22 protein-coding genes and 1 pseudogene are annotated in these 20,360 nt (G+C 44.6%); 5 read left to right on the top strand and 18 right to left on the bottom strand.

What is annotated here, in order from left to right; genetic code table 11:
- Positions 1-5: 5 nt before the first annotated feature.
- Both AB8613_RS22230 and AB8613_RS22225 read right to left on the bottom strand, forming a co-directional pair.
- Positions 6-1,673 carry a GMC family oxidoreductase gene (locus tag AB8613_RS22230; protein ID WP_372385049.1) on the bottom strand — a complete coding sequence of 556 codons (1,668 nt, stop codon included), beginning with the start codon at positions 1,671-1,673 and terminating at the stop codon, positions 6-8.
- A complete protein-coding gene (locus AB8613_RS22225; protein ID WP_372385048.1) occupies positions 1,666-3,270 on the bottom strand; it encodes a long-chain fatty acid--CoA ligase in 1,605 nt (534 codons plus the stop codon). The genes AB8613_RS22230 and AB8613_RS22225 overlap by 8 nt, the downstream gene beginning before the upstream one ends.
- 388 nt (positions 3,271-3,658) lie before the next feature.
- Between AB8613_RS22225 and AB8613_RS22220 the strand changes: the two genes are divergently transcribed.
- Complete coding sequence (locus AB8613_RS22220) at positions 3,659-4,690, top strand: AraC family transcriptional regulator (RefSeq protein WP_146490427.1); 1,032 nt, start codon at positions 3,659-3,661, stop codon at positions 4,688-4,690.
- A gap of 262 nt (positions 4,691-4,952) precedes the next feature.
- A complete protein-coding gene (locus AB8613_RS22215) occupies positions 4,953-6,104 on the top strand; it encodes an MFS transporter (RefSeq protein ID WP_137407413.1) in 1,152 nt (383 codons plus the stop codon).
- 141 nt (positions 6,105-6,245) lie between these two features.
- Here AB8613_RS22215 and AB8613_RS22210 read toward each other — a convergent pair whose 3' ends face one another.
- From AB8613_RS22210 to AB8613_RS22200, 3 genes and pseudogenes are all read right to left on the bottom strand, one after another.
- Complete coding sequence (locus AB8613_RS22210; protein ID WP_048660133.1) at positions 6,246-6,581, bottom strand: helix-turn-helix domain-containing protein; 336 nt, start codon at positions 6,579-6,581, stop codon at positions 6,246-6,248.
- A 147-nt stretch (positions 6,582-6,728) separates the two neighbouring features.
- Positions 6,729-7,167 (bottom strand): annotated as a pseudogene (locus AB8613_RS22205) (transcriptional regulator).
- 69 nt (positions 7,168-7,236) lie between these two features.
- Positions 7,237-8,130: an AraC family transcriptional regulator gene (locus AB8613_RS22200; protein WP_146490426.1), complete on the bottom strand. Its 894-nt coding sequence runs from the start codon at positions 8,128-8,130 to the stop codon at positions 7,237-7,239.
- Between the two features lie 50 nt (positions 8,131-8,180).
- Here AB8613_RS22200 and AB8613_RS22195 point away from each other — a divergent pair, with 50 nt between their 5' ends.
- Positions 8,181-9,578 (top strand): MATE family efflux transporter, encoded by a 1,398-nt coding sequence (locus AB8613_RS22195; RefSeq protein ID WP_146490425.1) that lies wholly within the window; start codon positions 8,181-8,183, stop codon positions 9,576-9,578.
- A gap of 107 nt (positions 9,579-9,685) precedes the next feature.
- Here the strand turns inward: AB8613_RS22195 and AB8613_RS22190 are convergent, their stop codons facing one another.
- Positions 9,686-10,081 (bottom strand): nitrous oxide-stimulated promoter family protein, encoded by a 396-nt coding sequence (locus AB8613_RS22190; protein ID WP_146490424.1) that lies wholly within the window; start codon positions 10,079-10,081, stop codon positions 9,686-9,688.
- Positions 10,082-10,083: 2 nt separating this feature from the next.
- Positions 10,084-10,599: a GNAT family N-acetyltransferase gene (locus AB8613_RS22185; protein ID WP_372385047.1), complete on the bottom strand. Its 516-nt coding sequence runs from the start codon at positions 10,597-10,599 to the stop codon at positions 10,084-10,086.
- A gap of 97 nt (positions 10,600-10,696) precedes the next feature.
- Between AB8613_RS22185 and AB8613_RS22180 the strand changes: the two genes are divergently transcribed.
- Positions 10,697-10,906 carry a DUF2986 domain-containing protein gene (locus AB8613_RS22180; protein ID WP_086714063.1) on the top strand — a complete coding sequence of 70 codons (210 nt, stop codon included), beginning with the start codon at positions 10,697-10,699 and terminating at the stop codon, positions 10,904-10,906.
- 123 nt (positions 10,907-11,029) lie between these two features.
- Here AB8613_RS22180 and AB8613_RS22175 read toward each other — a convergent pair whose 3' ends face one another.
- From AB8613_RS22175 to AB8613_RS22135, 9 genes are all read right to left on the bottom strand, one after another.
- Positions 11,030-11,974: an ABC transporter substrate-binding protein gene (locus AB8613_RS22175; RefSeq protein ID WP_372385046.1), complete on the bottom strand. Its 945-nt coding sequence runs from the start codon at positions 11,972-11,974 to the stop codon at positions 11,030-11,032.
- 2 nt (positions 11,975-11,976) lie between these two features.
- Complete coding sequence (locus AB8613_RS22170) at positions 11,977-12,852, bottom strand: metal ABC transporter permease (RefSeq protein ID WP_004739197.1); 876 nt, start codon at positions 12,850-12,852, stop codon at positions 11,977-11,979.
- Entirely contained in the window at positions 12,852-13,586 is a 735-nt protein-coding gene (locus AB8613_RS22165; RefSeq protein ID WP_372385045.1) for a metal ABC transporter ATP-binding protein, read from the bottom strand. The genes AB8613_RS22170 and AB8613_RS22165 overlap by 1 nt, the downstream gene beginning before the upstream one ends.
- The gene (locus AB8613_RS22160) at positions 13,586-14,521 is read right to left on the bottom strand and encodes a metal ABC transporter solute-binding protein, Zn/Mn family (RefSeq protein WP_371714511.1); all 936 of its coding nucleotides are present in this window, start codon (positions 14,519-14,521) and stop codon (positions 13,586-13,588) included. The genes AB8613_RS22165 and AB8613_RS22160 overlap by 1 nt, the downstream gene beginning before the upstream one ends.
- 49 nt (positions 14,522-14,570) lie before the next feature.
- Positions 14,571-15,164, bottom strand: coding sequence for a DUF6162 family protein (locus AB8613_RS22155; RefSeq protein WP_372385044.1), 594 nt, complete (start codon positions 15,162-15,164; stop codon positions 14,571-14,573).
- Positions 15,161-15,496 (bottom strand): hypothetical protein, encoded by a 336-nt coding sequence (locus tag AB8613_RS22150; RefSeq protein ID WP_048608222.1) that lies wholly within the window; start codon positions 15,494-15,496, stop codon positions 15,161-15,163. The genes AB8613_RS22155 and AB8613_RS22150 overlap by 4 nt, the downstream gene beginning before the upstream one ends.
- Positions 15,497-15,612: 116 nt before the next feature.
- Positions 15,613-16,449 carry a DUF4198 domain-containing protein gene (locus AB8613_RS22145; RefSeq protein ID WP_285954466.1) on the bottom strand — a complete coding sequence of 279 codons (837 nt, stop codon included), beginning with the start codon at positions 16,447-16,449 and terminating at the stop codon, positions 15,613-15,615.
- A gap of 101 nt (positions 16,450-16,550) precedes the next feature.
- Entirely contained in the window at positions 16,551-17,069 is a 519-nt protein-coding gene (locus AB8613_RS22140; protein WP_327784931.1) for a DUF2271 domain-containing protein, read from the bottom strand.
- A gap of 71 nt (positions 17,070-17,140) precedes the next feature.
- Complete coding sequence (locus tag AB8613_RS22135; RefSeq protein ID WP_285954464.1) at positions 17,141-17,770, bottom strand: PepSY-associated TM helix domain-containing protein; 630 nt, start codon at positions 17,768-17,770, stop codon at positions 17,141-17,143.
- 343 nt (positions 17,771-18,113) lie between these two features.
- Here AB8613_RS22135 and AB8613_RS22130 point away from each other — a divergent pair, with 343 nt between their 5' ends.
- Entirely contained in the window at positions 18,114-18,434 is a 321-nt protein-coding gene (locus tag AB8613_RS22130) for a hypothetical protein (RefSeq protein ID WP_285954463.1), read from the top strand.
- Positions 18,435-18,564: 130 nt separating this feature from the next.
- Here AB8613_RS22130 and AB8613_RS22125 read toward each other — a convergent pair whose 3' ends face one another.
- Together AB8613_RS22125 and AB8613_RS22120 are read right to left on the bottom strand one after the other, a co-directional pair.
- The gene (locus AB8613_RS22125; protein ID WP_371714515.1) at positions 18,565-19,743 is read right to left on the bottom strand and encodes a tetratricopeptide repeat protein; all 1,179 of its coding nucleotides are present in this window, start codon (positions 19,741-19,743) and stop codon (positions 18,565-18,567) included.
- Positions 19,740-20,360, bottom strand: coding sequence for an energy transducer TonB (locus AB8613_RS22120; RefSeq protein ID WP_372385043.1), 621 nt, complete (start codon positions 20,358-20,360; stop codon positions 19,740-19,742). Before AB8613_RS22120 ends, AB8613_RS22125 begins: the two co-directional genes overlap by 4 nt.

The following is a 20,360-nucleotide window of genomic DNA, read 5'->3' as shown; positions in this document are numbered from 1 at the left end:
GCCGGCTAACCAGTCATTTCATGCTCTGCGCTCTCATTCGCGCCTTGCTTATTTGTACTGCCTTTCTTATCCAAGCTATATTGCTCTTTAATCTGATCAGCGACTTTCTCAGCAATCATTATGGTTGGCGCATTAGTATTGGCCCCGACTAATGTCGGCATAACCGACGCATCAATGACTCTTAAGTTGTTCAACCCATAGACTTTAAGGTTTTTATCCACCACGGCTAATGAATCACTGCTATGTCCCATTTTACATGTTCCAACGGGGTGATATTGGGTATCAGCCCGGTTACGGATATCTTGCTCAATAGCCTTGTCATCATTGGCATCGACAGGATAAAAAGCATTGCCACGGATATCATCGAACGCTTCGCTTTCTAGCATTTGATACTGCTTCTTCCACCCTTTAATCATAATCTCCATGTCTTCTGGATGACTGAAAAATGCAGGATCGATCTTGGGAGGATCGTAGGGATCGGCGCTATTCAGTGTCACGGTGCCATGGCTTTTAGGTCTCAGCAAAGTGACGTGTGAGGTAAAGCCATGACTGGTATGAATTTTTCTCGCATGGTCATCGACTACTGCGACCACAAATACAAACTCTAAATCCGGCACAGCGATATGATCATCGGAACAAAGAAAACCGATTCCCTCTGCAAAGTTGCTGCTCATCTTGCCACGGCGTTCTTTATGCCATAGCGGTAAAGCTTTGGTCATTTCAGATGCCATTTGCAGCGAGATACCAAAAGTTTCGCGCTTTTCACTGCACTTGTATGAGTGAACTAAGTCGATATGATCTTGCAGGTTCTTACCCACTCCTGGCAGCTCATGAACTTGTTCAATGCCATTCACGGTTAATTCGTCTTTTGCGCCAACGCCCGATAGCAACAATAACTGAGGAGAGCCAAAAGCACCTGCAGACAAAATGACTTCCTTGTTGCATCGGATCTGATAACGTTTACCATTAGAACCGTATTCAACCCCGACCGCTTTCTTACCTTCAAACAAGACTTTATGAGTCGTTGCTTTAGTCACCACAGTAAGGTTGGGACGCGATAGATTTGGGGTTAGATAAGCCTTAGCCGCGCTGCATCGCTCACCATTCAGCTGAGTCACCTGAGTCGGCATTGCACCAAACTGAGCGGCACCGTTGATGTCTTCATTGCGAGGAACACCTATCAACTCACAGGCAGTTAAATAGCGTTCCAACATTGGGCTTGGTGACCTAAGGTTTGCCACATTTAAAGGACCACCTTGACCATGATACTCATCTTTGTGTACTTCGTTGTTTTCAGCTTTCTTAAAGTAAGGCAGGCATGACTCATAGCCCCATCCTGCATTACCTAAACTTTCCCAAGTGTCATAGTCATAGCGATGCCCACGCGCGTACATCATGGCGTTAATAGAACTCGACCCGCCTAGTGTCTTCCCTCTCGGCTGATAACCTTTACGACCATTTAAGCCCGGCTGTTCAACCGTCTCAAAAGCCCAGTTATTGAGCTTGGTTGGCATCATCGCCACAACGCCAACTGGAGTATGAATAAAGGGGCTTGTGTCTTTGCCACCAGCCTCGAGCAAACACACGGTAGTATTTGGTTCTTCTGACAATCGAGAAGCCATCACGCACCCAGCTGAGCCGCCGCCTACAATAATAAAGTCATAGTTATCCATTGATTGCCTCCGCAACTTCTAAAGGATGTAGCTCTCGCTTTAAGATTTTTCCTGTTGCCGTCATGGGTAGCGCGCTACGAATGAATACTTTACGAGGGTATTTGTAATCGGCCAGTTGTTCTCGGCACCATGCCATTAACGCTTTACTGTCACATTGTGTATGCTCGTGTAGTACCACATGGGCGTGAATCTCTTCACCCAACTGATCATGGTGCTCGCCCACCACCGCGACCATTTCCACATCAGGGTGACACATCAATACTTCTTCGATTTCTCGCGGATAAACGTTGTAACCGCCTCGGATGATCATGTCTTTAACACGATCAACAATGAACAAGTTTCCATGCTCATCAACACGTCCAATATCGCCCGTTAAAAACCAACCATCTCGAATCGCTTCTGCCGTTGCTTCCGATCGTTGATAGTAGCCTTTCATAACACTTGGGCTCTTAATGCAGACTTCGCCCAATTCTCCCATTGCTACCGAGTTGCCTTGTACATCGGTAACCTTGATAAGGTGACCACACAGCGGCTGACCAACACTGCCCGAGAGACGATCGCCATCAATGTGATTGAAAGTCGCGACTGGCGCCGTTTCAGATAAGCCGTATCCTTCCAATACCGGTAATTCAAAGCGCGATTCAAACTGACGAATCACCTCAAGTGGCATCGAAGCACCACCAGACACGCCAAGCCTTAGGCTATGTTTAACCTGTTCAGACCGTTTGCTTGTTTGTTCTGAACTATCAGAAGACTCTTCTCCCGCTTTCAGCAACGCGATATACATTGTAGGAACGCCAGCAAAGACACTCACTTTGTGGCTAATGATCTGATCGATCACCAGTGACGGCTCAAAGCGCAGAATTAAGACCATGGTTGACCCCGTCAACACGCTCGCGTTCATCATGACGGTTTGGCCAAAGCTGTGGAACAGAGGAAGCGTAGCCATGGTCGTGTCGCTGTATTCCAATCTCATTAAGTACTGTGACGACATCGCATTGGTTTGCATGTTGGTGTGAGAAAGCTCAGCGCCCTTTGGCTGACCCGTTGTTCCAGAGGTATAAAGGATCACAGCGGTATCATCACCATAGCAAGCGACAGATTCAAAAGGAGTCAAAGGTTGTGTTAGCCAGTCAGCGATTGATTCATGCTGCTCATTTGTTTCTGAAGTAGTGTTTGCGCTTGTCGGGATAGGCATCTCGACAAAGTGTTCACAGTGCTTTGCCTGCTCAAAACCTTGTAAACCATAGCGACCAATTGGAAGCTCTTCACTGCCCTCAAAGCATAAATAAGCTTTCGCATCAGAGTCATTGAGGTGATATGCGATCTCTCGAGCCTTAAACAACACGTTTAAAGGCACTACTACACAGCCTGCTTTTAGAATACCGTAATAAGCAATGGGAAAATAAGTGACATTGGGACACGACAGCGCGACCTTATCTCCCTTCTGCAACCCAAGTCTTTTCAAGTTAGCAGCCACGTTTCCAGAAAGTTGTTCTAACTGAGAAAAGCTGATTTCATCCGATCCCATACGCAGAGCAGCTTTAGTTGGAAAAAGCGAAGCACTACGTTCCAAATTAACAGCAAGATTGTGCATCCATGATCTCCTTATGCGGCTTAGACCTGTTAGTGGCGGTCACCGTAGACGTTCTAATCGTTGTAATAAGTATCTTTCTTGTAATCACGAGCCTGCACACTGGTGTGTCATGTAGGTAAGAGTATTTATTGAGCAAAATAGTAGTTATTGAGCAAAATGTCTGAGACGCTCCAATGTGCAACTCAAGAAATTACAACATTTTGGCAACATTTCGAACAGGTTTCAAAAAGACAAAAACCGGTGAAATTCGGACAAAGCCTGCGCAAGCCCAATAAAACCTTGCACACATAAACCAAAATTTGGAACAAGCTTGCGAAAGTGAGAACAAGCAACAGGCATAAATGTTAAAAGTTCGGTTAAAATATCGATATTCAACAAGAGGCAGCTTATGGAATACACCGCAGTTTACGAACCCGATATGCAAGCATTCGGCATTCTGGATCTTCAGTTGCTGCATCGTTACCTATCACCTGCTCTCTGTATCGAAGAGTTACTCGAAGGCAGTAACATCGATGCTCTCCAACTCAACACACCTGATACACACATCACTTTGGCGCAAAAGCTTGCTGTGTTCAGTAATGCGTTAGCGAACACAGATGAAGGTGGTTTAGGGTTAAGAGTCGGCCAACAAGCACGATTTAGTGACTTTGGTGTTTTGGGTTATGCGGTATTCAGTAGCGAAACGCTGTTGGATGCTTTACTGATTGGGTTCAAGTATCTGCAACTTGCTGGCCCAGTTCTTAGAAAGACCATGTCAGTAGAAGACAACGTTGGCTACTTTCGGGCAGAGCAACTGATCGAACTTGATTCTTTACTGCCTTTTTGTTGTGAATACTGGTTCGCGGCGATACACAGTTTGTGCGAAGAAGTCTTGCAACAACCCTTTCCTTCTCAAGTGATCCGATTCCCCTATCCAAAACCTGAATACGGGGATCTTTATACAGAAGTTTTTGGTTGCCCGGTTGAATTCAATAGTGACCGTCTTGAATGGGAGTTTGACGCAACCACCTTGTATTCGTCTCTTCCTACCGCCAATACCATCACTTTACAGATGTGCTTAAAGTCGTGTGATGACATGTTGGCAAAAGTCAGTGCACCCACCAGCCTCAAAGAGAAAGTCTCACAGATGCTGATTGAAAGGCCGGGATGTTACCCTTCGATAGAATCCATTTCTTCAGAACTCGGCATGTCTTCTCGAACACTGCGCCGTCATCTAAAGGCTGCTGATACAAGCTATCAGAAGATACTTGATCATGTTCGCTATCACCTTTCCCGGCACTACCTTTCTTCAACTCAAATGAGTATTGAAGAGATATCTGAACGAGTTGGCTTTTCTGATAGTGCTAACTTTCGACATGCCTTTCGTAAGTGGAGTGGTAACTCGCCACGCCAATACCGTAAAGAAGCGCTCTTATCGTAAACTGCACTTCAAATTTAATTTCAACGATACAAATAAATTTGTTTTGACCCTCTCAATTAAATAGCCAATGAACAAGGGTTTAACGGCTTTATAACCACATAAAATCTCGTCAAACCATCAAATATCGCAACCGTATTTTAGTTTAGTTGATCGATAAATTTCTTTTATCTTAACGACCATTTTTATTCGTTTTACCCAATTTAGTTTCTCCCCCATAGTCGCGGAAAATTCATCGTTTCTTTCACTATCGGAGGCTCCTGCATTGGACAACATCCAACCAACAACTCGCATAACCGTTCCAGTTATTGCACTGTCTTTCTACGCGATCGCTTCAGGCTACTTAATGAGCTCTTTGCCATTAATGCTGTCTGAATATGGCCTAGACAGTAATCTATCGAGTTGGTTGGCGAGTGCCTTTTATGCAGGCCTTTTAGCGGGTACGTTATTGATCGAGCGTGCGATTGCTCGTATTGGTCATAAAGACGCATTTGTAGTGGCACTGAGTGTATTCATCGCAACGATCCTTGTGTTGCCATTGATCCCACATCAAGCAGTATGGCTATTGGCTCGTTTTGTCGCTGGTGTTGCGGTAGCAGGCATCTTCGTAATTGTTGAATCATGGCTTATGAGCGGTGACGAATCACAACGTGCAAAACGCCTAGCGATTTACATGTGTTCTTTGTACGGCGGTTCTGCAGTTGGTCAGCTAGGCATTGGTTACCTAGGTATTACTGGCGGCGTACCTTTTATCGCGATGTTCACTCTACTATTTGGTGCGATCATTGTGCTGATGTACGGACAAGCGACACCACCACAGATTCATGATGCTCAATCTTTGTCTCTAAAACAGGTCAGCAAGTTAAGCCACAGCGCTTTAATTGGCTGCATCGTTTCAGGACTTACTCTGGGTGCAATTTACGGTTTGATGCCAGTAGAGCTTGCTCAACGTAACATTGCGCACGAAGACATTGGTGGTTTGATGGCTTTAGTGATCATGGGTGGCATGGCTGTACAGCCAATGGTGACTTGGTTGTCTCACCATGTAGGTCAAGTGTTGTTAATGGCTTTGTTCTGCCTACTCGGTGTTGCAAGCATTGGCGTACTAACGATCAATCATGACTTCTACGTACTAGGCATGAGCCTGTTCGTGCTAGGCATGGCGACATTTGCGCTTTACCCAATCGCGATCAACTTGGGCTGTCGTAACTTAGATCCAAGCTACTTGGTGTCAGTGACTCAAATCATGCTGCTTTGCTACAGCATCGGTTCAGTTGCGGGTCCAATCGTGGCAGACAGCTTCATGGATTCACAAGCAGGCTTATTCACTTACCTGTTTGCGTCTCTATTAGCGACAACGATCTACATGTTGATTGCTAGCCTAAAGCGCTCTCACCTACAGATTGCAGGCGAGTAAGCCTAAATAGACTGACACCAAATACGTGTCATTAGGGCTCCGAGTTAAGACTTGATGTCTAAGCGAAGGGCCCTTTTTGTTTTATGCCAACGGTAAGAAAGATCGACAACAAATAACAATAACGTCTATTATTTTAGAAAGTTAAGGTTGAAATACGTAACCTTCACCAGTGATGGTAATGATTAATCCATCTCCGAATAACGATCTTATTTCGGATATCGCAACAATCACAGATGAGTTGGTCACTTTCTCACTTTCCCAGCCAATCTTCTTTAATTGACTAACACTGAACAATTCACCCCTATGTCGATTCATAAATAGAATGATCTTTCGGTATGCCAAAGGCATAGTAGCCAGTACGTAGCCGTTCTCTACGTTGCGAACAAGTTTGGTGTTGAGTTCAACAATTTTACCGTTTAATTCAAGTACTACGTTGTTTTCAGAATGGTTCGTTTCTATTACAGGATAAGAGTCCATTTTTATATCATTCCCTTACTATATAGCCAGCGACAATGTCAGATTTGTTCGTATTTATATAACGTCGCTTATATGTGGACGTTTTAGATTTGACGATAATCAATGGAATTCGTACGGTAAAGAGATTAAATTTTTATTATTAAAATATTAATAGGATATCAATAGGAGATTATTTATTACTCCATGACATACCCTTCGTTGGAAATTGTTTGAATACAACGACAGTCAAGAATCCTTCTTATTTCGTAAATAGCGACCAAAACAGAAGCAGATGTCACAGCTTTACCAGCCCAGCCTACGCTCTTCAATATTTGCTTGCTAACTACTTGACCTCTGTTCAGGTAAAGATAGAAAAGCACTTTACGATGAGGCTCAGAAAGCGTTCCTATTATTGAACCACAGCCCTGTTTTCGAACAATTTTCGTGCATGATTGAAACTCTTTATTATTTAAAGTGAGCTTTGATGGAAGAGTAAAATCATTCACCTTACCGATAGCTTGTTGCATTTATTCCTCACATTGCATATGCATTGATGTTTTTTAGATATTTCCAATAGTACCGAATAGAGTAAAAATACTAAATTGATAGATAGCTCAATACCGTAATATTACTGCAAAGCTTGATCTTGCGTAATTGATCGAGGAAACAAGCAAAGCTAACCGGGCAGTCGATGACTCTTTCGATACTGACTGGGTGACAAGCCGAAATGCTTTTTGAAACGATGCGAAAAGTTATAAGGATCCTTGTAGCCCAAGCGATTAGCAATCATAGAAACAGACCAATCTTGATATTTCAGCAGACTGGTGGCTTTATCCATACGTAATTGAATCAATTTGCTGCGTGGTGACAGGTTAAATAGCGTCTTGGTGACTCGGTTGAGTTGCTCTTCACTAATGAACACTCTTTCGGCCATCCCTGCTACTGTCCATGGCTGGTGCAGACTGCTTTCAATCTCGTTATAAAGCGCTTGAACACGTGCAGTGGTGCTGGTCGACTTAGGCTCAAACCCCGTCAAGGTTCGAATAATTTCACTCAAGAGTAACTTACGGTAACTGGCTCTACCGCCTATCTCAAAGTAAACCAAGTTCATTAATGACCAGATCTGCTCACACTCTCCGAACGGCACAATCCCCTGACCTAAACTTGCGATGTGCTGCCACTGCTTAGTGTCAGGCGTCAACATCCACGCCATTTTCCAATAATTATATTGAGGATCGAGTTCAAAACGAAATGGGGTTTCAGCAGGAAGAACCACGAGTGTATAAGGCGTAATCGCTTGTACCGATGTTGCGGTTGTTAGAATACCACCACCTTCCATAGTGAAAATCAACGTATGAACATTAACGGATTCACGCTCAACCCAATAACCATCATATAGCTTCGCCATACCGCCCATATAAACACCAAAGCTTTTCATCTCTGGAATATCTTCAACGGTCAAAAAACGTTCTTTGCACTGTTCAGCGAGAAAAACATCATCATACCAAGTTGATTTTGGTCTCATTGAATCAATGACGGATTTGCACAGGTTTTGTTGTTTTTTAAACATGTTGTTACTTCACTCAAATCACTATAGTTCTGCCATAAATCGGAGAGCTTATGACAACTAACATCAACCCTAACTCATCTATGAATAACAAGCCAGAGAGCATCTTGCCTCGTATCGTTAAACTTGGCTTACCTGTCGCTTTGCAAAGTGCGCTGGTGGCTATTCTTGCCCTTGCTGACGTATTAATGGTCAGTGATTATGGTATGGAAGCAGCTGCAGCTGTGGGAATTGCGTCAAAATGGCACTTCGTTGCTATTATGATTATGGCAGGGTTGGCCTCAGCAAACGGTACATTAGTCGCTCAATACTGGGGGAAAAATGACCGAAAAAGCGCACGAACTGTATCATCGATTGCGATGATATTTGGCTTAAAAGTTCTGCTGCCTGTTACTGCAATCATCACTCTTGGTTCTCAGTTTTTAATGATGTTGCAAACCAGCGATCAAACCGTGATTGAACTTGGCGCAACTTACCTATGGTATGGCTTCCCTGTTCTACTTCTGACTCACATTGTTGTCGTGGTAGAAGCAAGTATGCGCTCATCAGGTGACACCGTAACTCCGCTGTTATTAGGTGGCGTTACCATCGCACTCAACATTGCGCTTAACTTCATTCTTATTAAAGGTGCTTTCGGCATTCCAGCAATGGGCGTCGCAGGTGCGGCATTGGCGACAACCTTAGCGCGATTGATTCAAGTGGGCTTGATGTATAGCTACATGCGTATGCGTAAACATTGGCTATTAACGACACCGAGCTCACCACATCGCCCGTCATTGTGGTTGTCTTACCGTCGCATTGCTTTGCCGTTGACGATGAATGCTGTGTTGTGGGCAATGGGTACCATGGCATATCAAATGATTTTCGGTCACATGGGCACGACTGAGCTTGCGGTGTTTTCGATGCTCGCACCATTTGAATCGCTGTGTTACTCGATCTTCTTTGGTATCTCAGTGGCGTGTTCTGTACTGCTTGGCCACTCACTCGGCCGTGATGAATTTGATGATGCTATGAGCATGGGTCTAACATTCATAAAGGCTGTGATTGGATTTGGCGCGGTTGTTGGCCTTCTTCTCTTCCTAGGCAAAGAGCACGTGTTGAGTTGGCTGAACTTAACAGACGAGAAACTGTATCCACTCGCCGCGCCAGCAATGATGATCATGTGCTTTGCTGTGGTGATCCGCATGCTGAACATGGTGATCATCAATGGCATTATTCGCGCTGGTGGCGATAATGCGTTCTGCCTGCGTATGGATTTCATCGCGATGTGGATGGTGGGCATTCCAGTATGTGTTTACGGCGCGTTTGTCGCTGGATGGGATTTCAAATACATCTATGGTTTGATGTTGGTAGAAGAAGTGGTGAAACTGGCAATTTGTTCTCATCGTTACCTAAGCCGACGCTGGATCAACAACCTGACGGTGACCTACGAACAACCTCAAGTAGCGTAATCTCTTACGTTCAAGGTTCTAGTTTTAGGTATCGAATATAAACACAAAAAGGTCTGAGAAATCAGACCTTTCTTGTTTCTGAACCGTTTTGTACGGCAAACAATACGTTACTTCTTGTTCATTCGGATATGGCGGTTCGACACATTCGGCAGCGGCTTCTCGGGCACTTTTCGTTTTTCATGTATCAAATGCCTGATCGCTAAAATCGGATGCTTGAGTAACATTCTTGGCCCGGCATAACGCATCACTAAACGCATCTGCTCTTTAGGGTCGGGCTTATAGCAATGAATCGGACACTTATTGCAGGTCGGTTTTGCTTCGCCATAAGGGCAGCGATCAAGTCGTGTTTCGGCATAGCGCAACAATTGCTCACACTCTTCACATAACGCGCCATTCGGACACACTGCACCGTGGTGATCTTTACAGTAGATGTGCACCATCGCAATAACGGTTTTGTACTCCGTCGCGAGTTCACCTTGTAGAATATTGTTATGTTGGAACATGATTAACTACCCAGAGAGAGACTGTACAGATTGAGATTAACGCTTTCACTTATCACGTCTTCAACCCGCTCGAACGCAAAACCCAGTTTAGTCAGTAGTGCGATGCTTCGAATGTTATCAGAGGTAGTGATGGCAACTAAATGATCGATGTCAGCATTCTGCTTAGCTTGTTCGATTATTGCTTTTGCCGCTTCATGAGCAAACCCTTGCCCATACACTTCAGGAACAAAGCCATAGCCAATATCATGCGAGTCTAAGCTATCTCTTTTAATTAATCCGCAAATACCAATTGGGGTTAAGGAATCCTTTATTTCGACCATCAATAGGCAAACACCCTTCTCTTCATGCATCTTAAGAATGTTGTTTTCGATGTACTCGACAGCCTTTTCAGTGTCGCTGATTTCCTTATCACCAATGTAACGCAGGAAATCTTCTGAGCTGTATAATCGTTGAATAAACGCCGCATCTTGAGGTGTGATCATTCTTAATCGTAAGCGTTCGGTCTCGACTGCATGCATAGTGATATTTTCCTTGCTGAATACCATGTAAATATTGAGTTCTAGAGCTAAAATGATTATCCTCCACCGCCTAAACTAAATACAAGGCTATGCAGCAATGAACCGTAAGAAAAAAATCAATCAAATTCTAAAAAAGAAGCAGAAACAGGCGAATTCTAAACTGCATAGTAGCAACAAGCCTCGCTACATTTCTAAAGCTGACCGTGCAAAAATGGAAGCTGAAGAACAGGCTAAAGCAGCTCAAGAGCAGGCTGAAGGCACAGTCGAAACAACTGTTGAAGCTGAAGAGACAAAAACTGCAGAGTAAGTTTATACTCGCAGCCCTTGTCTAGCTCAATACACAGAGCAGATGAACAAAAACAAAAAAAGCAGCCTCTATTTGGGCTGCTTTTTTGATCGAGCGGTTTATTAGCTCGCTTATTTTAGCCACCTAACCTTTGAAAGGTTGCACTTCCCAACGAGCAAACGGTGCTTTTGCGTTGATTCCTGCTCTACCCCAACGATCAACAGAATCCACAACCAAGATACGCTCATTCGGTACCAATGATTTAATCAAGTTGCTTGGCTTTTTCGCTGTAACTAACCATAGAGCATCGTCTTCTGAAAACATCGCTTTGAGTTTGGTTTTGTCTTGTTCTGTCCATTCAAGTTCAGCTTTGAACATACGTTCTTCAACAAACAGTTGAGTACCTGAAGCGAAATCTTCCAAGCTTTCTGAAAGCAACAATACAGAGTCTACGTCGTTATCCAGTAAGACTGCTTGTTGCTTGTTAATCAGTTCACGCACATCAAGCATTACACGCTGTAGGTTGCTATCAATGGTCTCAGCTTGCGCCGGCCACAATAACTTAAAGTCATCAGCAACAATCGCCGCCATACGAATCAAGTTGGTTGGGTTTAACCATGCGTATTTAGACACATCGCCATTTGATAACGTCAGCGCGGCAACACCTTGTGCTCGTGGTGTAATGGCTTGAGCGGCATCAACCTCAACCAAACGGATATTGCCTTGTCTTGCGTAAACAAATGTAGGATCAGCTTGCCAGATGGATGACAACGTGACTGCTACCGTCGCCTTTTCGCCGGATTGAAACACTTTACTTGCCCCCTTGGTACCAAACCAATTCGGCAGACGATCAATACCATAGCGCTTTGGTGGCAGGTACTCCGTCGTGATGTCAGTGCCTTTAGTTAGCTCTGTCGCTAGTGCATAGGTTACAGGTGTACTCGTTAGAATATCTTCCGCATTCACGTTCAGTGACATCACAGAGCCAGCCATTAACACACTACCAAGCACACCTACTTGAGCCGCTGTTTTTACTGAACTAGCGATACGTTTTACTGAGCTAGTGATACGATTCATTAAACAAGTCATGATTACGCCTTTCTTACAATTCGGTATAACGTTGCTGCTAGGAAAAACGTTGCAGAAACGATGATGATTGAAGCACCTGACGGTACTGGCAATTTAAGTTCCATTGGTAATACCGTACCAACCAAACAAGCAATGGTCGCAAGCAGAGCTGATAACAGCACAAAGCTACCCATGCGTTTAGTTAGTAGTCGAGCCGTCGCACCTGGAATCAATAACAAAGCGCCTACCAAAACTGCACCCACGATCTTCACGGCAGCAATCGTGACTAACGTAATCATCATGACAAACAGGTAGTCGTAGAAACTGGTGTTGTAACCGCGAACCTTCGCAATATCAGGACTGATGCAGGTAAGCAGGATACGGTTGAATGTCGGTATCAAAAGCAAAATGATGATCGCGCAACTGCCTGCGAGAATCGCTAAGTCTTGGTCCGTTACCGTAAGGATCGAACCAAACAGTACGTTCTCAAGCATGTGAATATTGATCTTACGAGCCACGTACATCAGTAACGCTGCACCCACTGCCAATGCCAGCGCAAGGAACACACCAACCAAGGTATCGTATGGAACGTTGGTTCTATTTCTTACAAAATGAAGAAGCAGAGCGAAGATCATACAGAAGCTAAACAGACCAATGATTGGGTTTTCTGGTGGCTCACCAAGCAAAACACCAATTGCAATACCAGTTAACGCGGCGTGACCAACGGCTTCTGAGAAGAAAGCCAGACGCTTGGCAATCACCAAAGTACCCAGACCACCTAATAGAGGACCAAGTAGTAACGCTGCAACCAAAGCGTTTACCATGAAGGCATACATGAAGCTTTCTGATAACAGACCCGCTTCAACACCACTAATGGCAAGTTGTCGTAACCAATCCATTACGCAACCTCCTTCGATTCAGAAATTGCAGCGCCACTGCTGTAATGCTGGAACAGACGCTCAATCTTAGTTGGATGCAGAACTTGCTCATGCGGGCCACTATCCACTAAGAATCGGTTAACGACATGTACGTTCGCTTCAAGTCGACGAACTGCCGTGACATCGTGGTGTACCGCAAGAATCGTACGACCTTCATTAACACATTCACGAATCAGCGATTCCAGATAACGCACGCCCTGTTCGTCCATACCGGTCGTAGGTTCATCCAACACCAATAGACTTGGGTTATCCAATAACGCTTGAGCAAACAACACGCGTTGCTGCTCACCACCCGATAACTGTCCCATGCGGCGGTCGCTGCGTGTCGCTATGCCAACGCGGTCTAACTGGGCAAGAGCAAGATCCAATTGCTTAGATTTACGGCGCCAAAACAATGGGATTCGCGTTTGATTAAGCAATACGAAGTCCATTACCGTCAAAGGTAAGCTCGATTCGAAAGTCGCTTTTTGGGGAACGTAACCAATACTGGGCTTTTCTGGCCAGTGGATATTGATTTGACCAGAGAAAGGCGTAAGTCCAAGTACAGATCGCAACAAAGAAGTTTTGCCGCCACCGTTTGGTCCCATAATCACATGACACTCACCCGCTTTAAGTTCTAGTGAGATATCATCAAGAATCTCGTTGTTATCGTATTGCAGGCCGAGTTTATTAATTGAGATTGATGGACCTAGCATTATGCGTTCCCGCTTTTAACTTGGTTCGCCGCCGCAAATTTCATTGCTTCGATTAACGTTTCTAGGTTTTTCTTCATCTCAACTTCCACTTTATCGTCTTCATATTCGCCGTGCGTCATGTGAGAAAAACGGTAAAGCTGAACGCCTGTTTCAGCTTCAATGGTGTCAACAAAACGGTTTGGCATATTTAGCTCGTAGAACAGAACATCAATACCCGATGCGCGGATCTTTTCGATCGTCTCTTGCAGTTGACTAGCACTTGGCTCAACACCGTGTGCAGGTTCAATCACCGCCGCCACATCCACACCAAACTCTTGGAGGATGTAGCCATACGCATTGTGTGTTGTCGCTACTTTCATGCCAGATGTGTCTAGCTCACCTAATGACAACATCGCATCACGCTTCATAAAACGAAATTGCTTGGCGTATTTGCGCGCGTTCTTGCGATAGAACGCAGCATTGTCTGGGTCGAGCTTAGAAACTTCACTTGCGATGGTGTAAACCTTTTGAATCGTGGTCGATAGGCCAACAAAAGTATGCGGGTTCACGGCACCTTGACCAACAGACTGGCCTAATGCGGGAAGTAGAGGCACTTCTTTGTTTGCTTCGATCACCACTAAATCATCACGTTGCGCGGCTGAAATCACTTTAAGCGCGAAGTCGTCGTGACCAATGCCGTTTACTACGATTGCGTCCATCTGGCTCAATCGTTTCAGGTCGTTCGGTTGTGGCAGGTAGTTATGTGGGTTGAAACCAGCGTCAACTAAAGGAAGAATGTTCACTTTGTCGCCTACTACGGCTTTCACATAGCTGTAGTAAGGTTGAAGCGTGATACCAATCGTCAGCTTGTCGCTGTCGACCTTGTATTCTTTTGCTAATGCATTAGGTGCCATGAACACCGCTAGTAACGACATGAACAGAGTCATAATTCGCATAGTAAATCTCTTATTATTTGTGAGCATTTTGTATTTCGAGAATCTCGAGTTAATGAGAAGAAGCATGATGCAGTTCAATTTCTGATTCATTCACAACCATTTTCCAGCCGGTAGACTCAAGCATTTGTTGGTCAAAAGTATCAGGCTGTTTCGCTACACCATCGAAGAAGATCCAGATTTCTGGAGAAACGCTGTTCGCGTTTAAAATAAAAGAATCTGCAAAACCATGATCAGTTGGTGTAGGTTGTCCACTTGGTGTCGCATATTCACTTGGAGTAGAGAAATAATAACCACGCTCGTCCAATAACCAAGTATGAGAACCTTTGCGCTTCCAGCTTTGGTCTTCTACAAATGGCGCAACCCATTCATCTTTAAGTGATCCGACACTCGGCCATTCGCCGTCTGAGTCAATACGCAGGTCACGAATCTCTTCATGAGCCAAACGCAGCTCTGATAACATCGCCAAGTTTTCTTGTTCAACATCAGTCACCAAAATTTGATGATCAAGCACTGCTTTAACGTGGGATTCTGCCTGATGAAATGGGATAGCGACCGTGGCAAAGCTCAGGATGAATACAATGCTCAGCCCTACCCATTTGCCTTCTCTGCCACCCGTGTCTGCACGTACACCTTCAATCATCATTTCTCACTGATCTCAACAACGTCCACTTCAACAGGAAACTCGTGGCCTGAATCAAACACAAGATAGAACTCAGTGTCTGGGTTTGGAAACTCAACGATAGAGCGCTTATCCGTCATCTCTTTCGCAATCAAGTTGTCTTCGTAGTCGTACATCTCAACCGCGTAATCAATCGCTTTACTACCGTCTGAATAACCCGCTTCACAGGCCACGGTTTTGCCTTCAAACCAGCAACTCATCAATGGAAAGTGTGCTTGTGCAGGTAATGCAGCGAAACCAAGTCCCAGTGCTAAGCAAGGAGTCATTAATGCGTTAAGTTTTGTTTTTATTGTCATGGTTCGTACCCTAGCCACAGTGCAAATTCTCAGTAATAAACTGAGCGATAAAGGGCTCAAATGAGCCCTTAAGTTTTTGGTTGCTTAATCAGGAACCTAGCCCCCGATAGCACAGATTATTGAAGCAGTGTTTCGAACGTTAGGTGAACGTTCGCGCTTGCTTTGTCTGCCAGTGGGTTGTCAATCAACTCACCTTTGTAGTTCGCTTTCATTACGTAACGACCCGCTACGTCTGGAGTAAAGGTGATCTCGCCGTTCTCATCGCTCACCACGTCAATCTGCTCTTGGTGGTTGCGGTAAAGCGTACCTTCACGAGTGATTTCCGCCTTCACGCCTTTCTGAACATCACCGTTGTAGAAGAACTGGAATGTCACTGGTTCGCCTTCAACGATGTCTGATGGGTGTGTCACAGGCTTCATTTCAAGAAGCTTGCCTTCAATTTTAAAGACTGAATCTGTTGGCTTACCTACCGTGATGTAGCTTTCTGCGCGGGTGAAGCTGATTTGTGTTACCACGTCACGTGATTTTTCAGGAAGCACAGAGCCACGCTCCGCTTTGTTTGCCTTCATCCATTTCACCGTGTCACGGCGGCCTGCTTTGTATTGTGTGTAGTAAGACGGTTCATTGTTGATCGCAACTTTGTGCGTACCTTCTTCTTCAAAATAGAAGTCGAAGATAGAGCGGCGCTTACCACGAATAACAAAGTTAGGACGCTCGCTGCGACCGTCTGGCATGATGACATGAGCATTTTCGCTACCAGCAGGCTTATCAAACACAAACGTACCGTGAGACGCAGTTACGTCGAACGTTAGCCAATCACCACCTTCTTTAGATACAGTGAAGTGAGATGGCAGGATCCAACGCGGGTGAGCTTGCGCTGTTGTCGTTGCTGCTAAGCCAAATGCCATAACACCCGCTAGTGCAAGTGCCTTAATTTTTATCTGTTTCATCATGTTCAATTCCATTATTTATAATTGTTAGCCGTGTCGCTCTATCTGAGCCTACGATGACGACTGTCTATTCTGTTCAGTTTGCTTTTGCGATTTCGCACTTACTATCTAGCGATATAGTTCAGAGTGATTTCACCCGTCTCTTCCGTTGCCTTTAGCTCATATGAAGCATTTGTATCCGTTAGTGATACTTTTTGACGAAGGTAATTACGGCCACCGTGTTCGCGAACAACTTCGATATGAACCGTGTACTCGCCTTGTTCTAGCGTTTCACCGCTGTCGCTCTTGCCATCCCAAACGAAACGGTACTGACCAGCAGGGCGTGTTGCAGACGTCACAGCGTCAACCAGTTCACGATCGTAACGGCCAACCTTTCTCCACCAGCTACGCAAATCCTTAAGCCATTCGTCTTTACCGACCCAAAGCTCGATGGTTTTCACTGACTTTCGTTCGCTGTTCTCTACCCACACCGCCACATAAGGACGCGCGTACATAGAGGTATCGATCTTTGGTAGCTTAAAGTTCACATCAAGTTTTGCCGTATCAGGGATCGCTTGTGCCATAACTAGGCTTGGCAAAAGAGATAAAGCAAGAAGTGCCTTACTCCAGTTCATTTTTTTCATGTTTAACAACCTTTTAAATCCGTTTAACCTTAAGTTCGTTCTTCAATCCGATTCATCAATCGAATCAAGTGTTAAGGCACGGCGACAAAATAGATAACAAGTGAGATTGCAGACCCAAACACCGTCCACTTGATGGAGGTATTGAGTGTCTTTTTCTTAGGTAGCAGTAAGCACACGCCAGTCAGCACAAAGAAGATCATCAGTAGCGCGGTGATATCGATAAACCATTTCCATACTTCTCCGCTGTTACGACCTTTGTGTAGATCGTTCAACAATGCGATAACGCCGTAATTAGTGGTTTCGACTTCTACAAATTCAGACGCAACGTCAACAAACACGGAAGCGTTGTAGCCTGGTCCTTTGAAGTCCATAGACACTTCACCGATGAGCAACTCACCGTCTTCAATCTCTGCGTAGATGTCCAAACCTGAAGGAACGCCGGAGAGGTTAGCTTCTTCAAACAGAAACGTTTCAAATGCTGTCTCGTCAGCTTTTAAACGGCCGTCTTGGATTGTAAATAAACTCGTAGGAAGCGTTAGCGTAGAGCGTTGAATATTGGGTTGGCTTGATTCAAATAACTCAGGTCGGTTCAGGGTGATACCTGTCACTGAGAAAAAAAGAACCACGAACAGAAGTGCCATAGAAATATAAACATGAAGTCGACGAGCCCATGACTGAACCGCCCTACTTTTTAACGACATACAAACCAATACCTATAAATTTTATGGCGACAATTTAGTTGATAATCATTCGTATTGGCATTCAATTTACATTGTTTACGTTTGCCGAGCGGCGTAAGGAAATTTACATAACATTACATCGGAAGTAATCGAACTGTATGCATATTCTTGCTAACGTGTACTAGAGGGACTTGATTCGTTCTATTAGAGGTAATCGATAACAGGGTCAAAGCTCAAAAAAACCTCAATCTCAACATCCTTGACTGAGATGGGTTTAAGGTAAAAGTTGTGGCTTTAAGGATAGAAAGTTGGGACTATTTGACCACTGGTTTGAGATAGCTAATTAAGCTTAAAAGGATTTGAAATGCGTATTATTGTTTTGGCTTTTGCTGCGCTAGCAACGGCGTGTACCAGTCAAGTAGCCAGCACGGAAGAACATATTCAACAATACATCGGTTCAGACATAACCGATGTACAAGAACGTTATCTCACCGAACGCTCACGCCCTATCAGTTTTTGGGCGTCTCGCAACTATGCTTGGATTGAGACGAAGAAGCCGTTAGACAATGGTTATACAGTACACGCATTCAAAAATCCTTATCGTGACTGCACCATTAATTGGGTCGCTGATACCAGTGGCGTAATTCAGAGTGCGACGTCCAGCGGCACGATGTGCGAGCCTTAATTGACGCACTGGAACGATAAAGATCAAACAGCTTTAATCGCCAAAAATTAAAAAGGGTGTCATTTGAACCATCAAATGACACCCTTTTCTCTTTGTTACTTTCTCTTGTCTTCTGTTGTGCTATTAGCAGTTAAACGTTGCCGTTATCACTCACTGTTCTTAGCTGAGTCAGATATTTAATCCAACCTTTTGCTTCAGAAGAAGGCTCAATGTTGTTCGCACGTTTCGCTTGAGCAAGAGCATTATCAAGATTCTTTAGCTTGTACCATGAACGTACTTTCGCTAAAGCAACATCAGCTTGCTTGTTCTTGTCTTTCACTTTATCCAAAACAACCAGAGCACGATCGTAGTAACCTTGCTGAACCAGTAATTGAGCCACGTTCCAATGATATTGCGTGTCTTTTTTAGACGCTAACGTCCACACTTCAATCGCATTGTCCCACTCTTTCGCTAACTGCCAGTAGGTTGCTTGCTCAGCCAGAAGTTGAACATCGCTGTTCGCATCGTCTAACTTACTAATTTCTTGCGCTGCGCGCTCTGGAATACCACGTTTAGCATAAAGCTGAGCCAGTAGTCGGCGGTCTGAGTTTTTCAGCTCAACACCTTGTAGATCCGCCAACGCTAACGTGTTCAATGCATCGCGGTTACGTTCTAGTCTTAACTGAATGCCCACAAGTTGACGCCACCAGTTGTCTTTTTCTGGCTGAAGTTCAATCAGGCTTTCCAGTGTTGGAATAGATTGCTTCCACTGCTTTAACTGTAGTTGCGCACCCAGTTTTAGAGACAGAGGCGACAGTTCTGATTTTGCATTGAACTTATCACGATTACCAATCGCTACTAGTACTTTTGACCAGTTTTCGATTTGGTATTCCGCTTGTGCAATTCGCATCCAAAGCACTTCTTTCTTTTCTGCCTCTGGTGCTGTTTTTACTAACTCGTAGTAATGTGGAAGCGCGTTTTTGAACTGCTGATCGTTTAATAACAGATCCGCAAGCATACGCTTCGTTATCCAAGCTTGTTCATCCACCAGCAAATTAGTGTCTACGGCATAAGTAAGCTGCTTAATTGCCTTATCCGTTTTGCCATCTTGCCAGTAAAACACACCCAGCATACGAGCTACGTACGCTTTGTCGTAGCCCTTAGAAAGCTCTAAACCTGCAAGTACGTCAATGGCCTGTTTAACCTGTTCATCTTGAGCAAGCTTATGCGCCTTTTGAACACGAATAGCAGTATATTGGGTTAGCTCTTGTGCCTGTGTTGTAAGGGGCATTAACAACAAGCCCACTAATATCCATATCTGTTTCATCATTTTGCCAACTTAAACTCTAGTTTCACGGTTTGACCAACCTGAGCTATCGCTTTTCCATCGACGACTTTCGGTTGATATTTCCATTTTTTAAGTGCTCTCATCGCTTCACGTTCAAACATACGACGTGGGTTTGCGTCAGTGACTTGAATATCAATTGGGCGCCCCGTTTCATCGATGGTAAAAGACATAATCACATGGCCTTCAGCTCCACGCTTAAGCGCTTTCGCTGGGTAACGAGGCTCCACTCGGTACAAAGGCATTGCTTGTTGGTTTGACCCAAAATCAGAGAATGTCGGTGCGTTAATCGCTAGGCCATCAATGGATGTATTCAAATCCAATGAAGGCAGAGAAGACATCGAATTCAGAGGCGTAACTTCAGCTTGTGACTGAGATGTTTGCGCTTCCGGTGGCGGCTCTGGCATTTCTGGTTTTTCAGGGACTGCACGTTGCTTTCTTTGGACTTCTTGTTCTTGTTCCACCATCACCATGTTGAAACTTAACGTCTCACTGTTGTCTGGTGAACGTTGGTGGCCATTATCGACCATCCAAGCCATAAAAGAAAACAGAGCTAAGCCCAATGCGCCCGCTAGCGGTAAAGCAAGAAATAGGCGAATCAT

Source organism: Vibrio sp. BS-M-Sm-2 (genome assembly GCF_041504345.1).
Taxonomy (GTDB): Bacteria; Pseudomonadota; Gammaproteobacteria; order Enterobacterales; family Vibrionaceae; genus Vibrio; species Vibrio satsumensis.
This window is presented reverse-complemented; position numbering and strand designations above follow the sequence as displayed.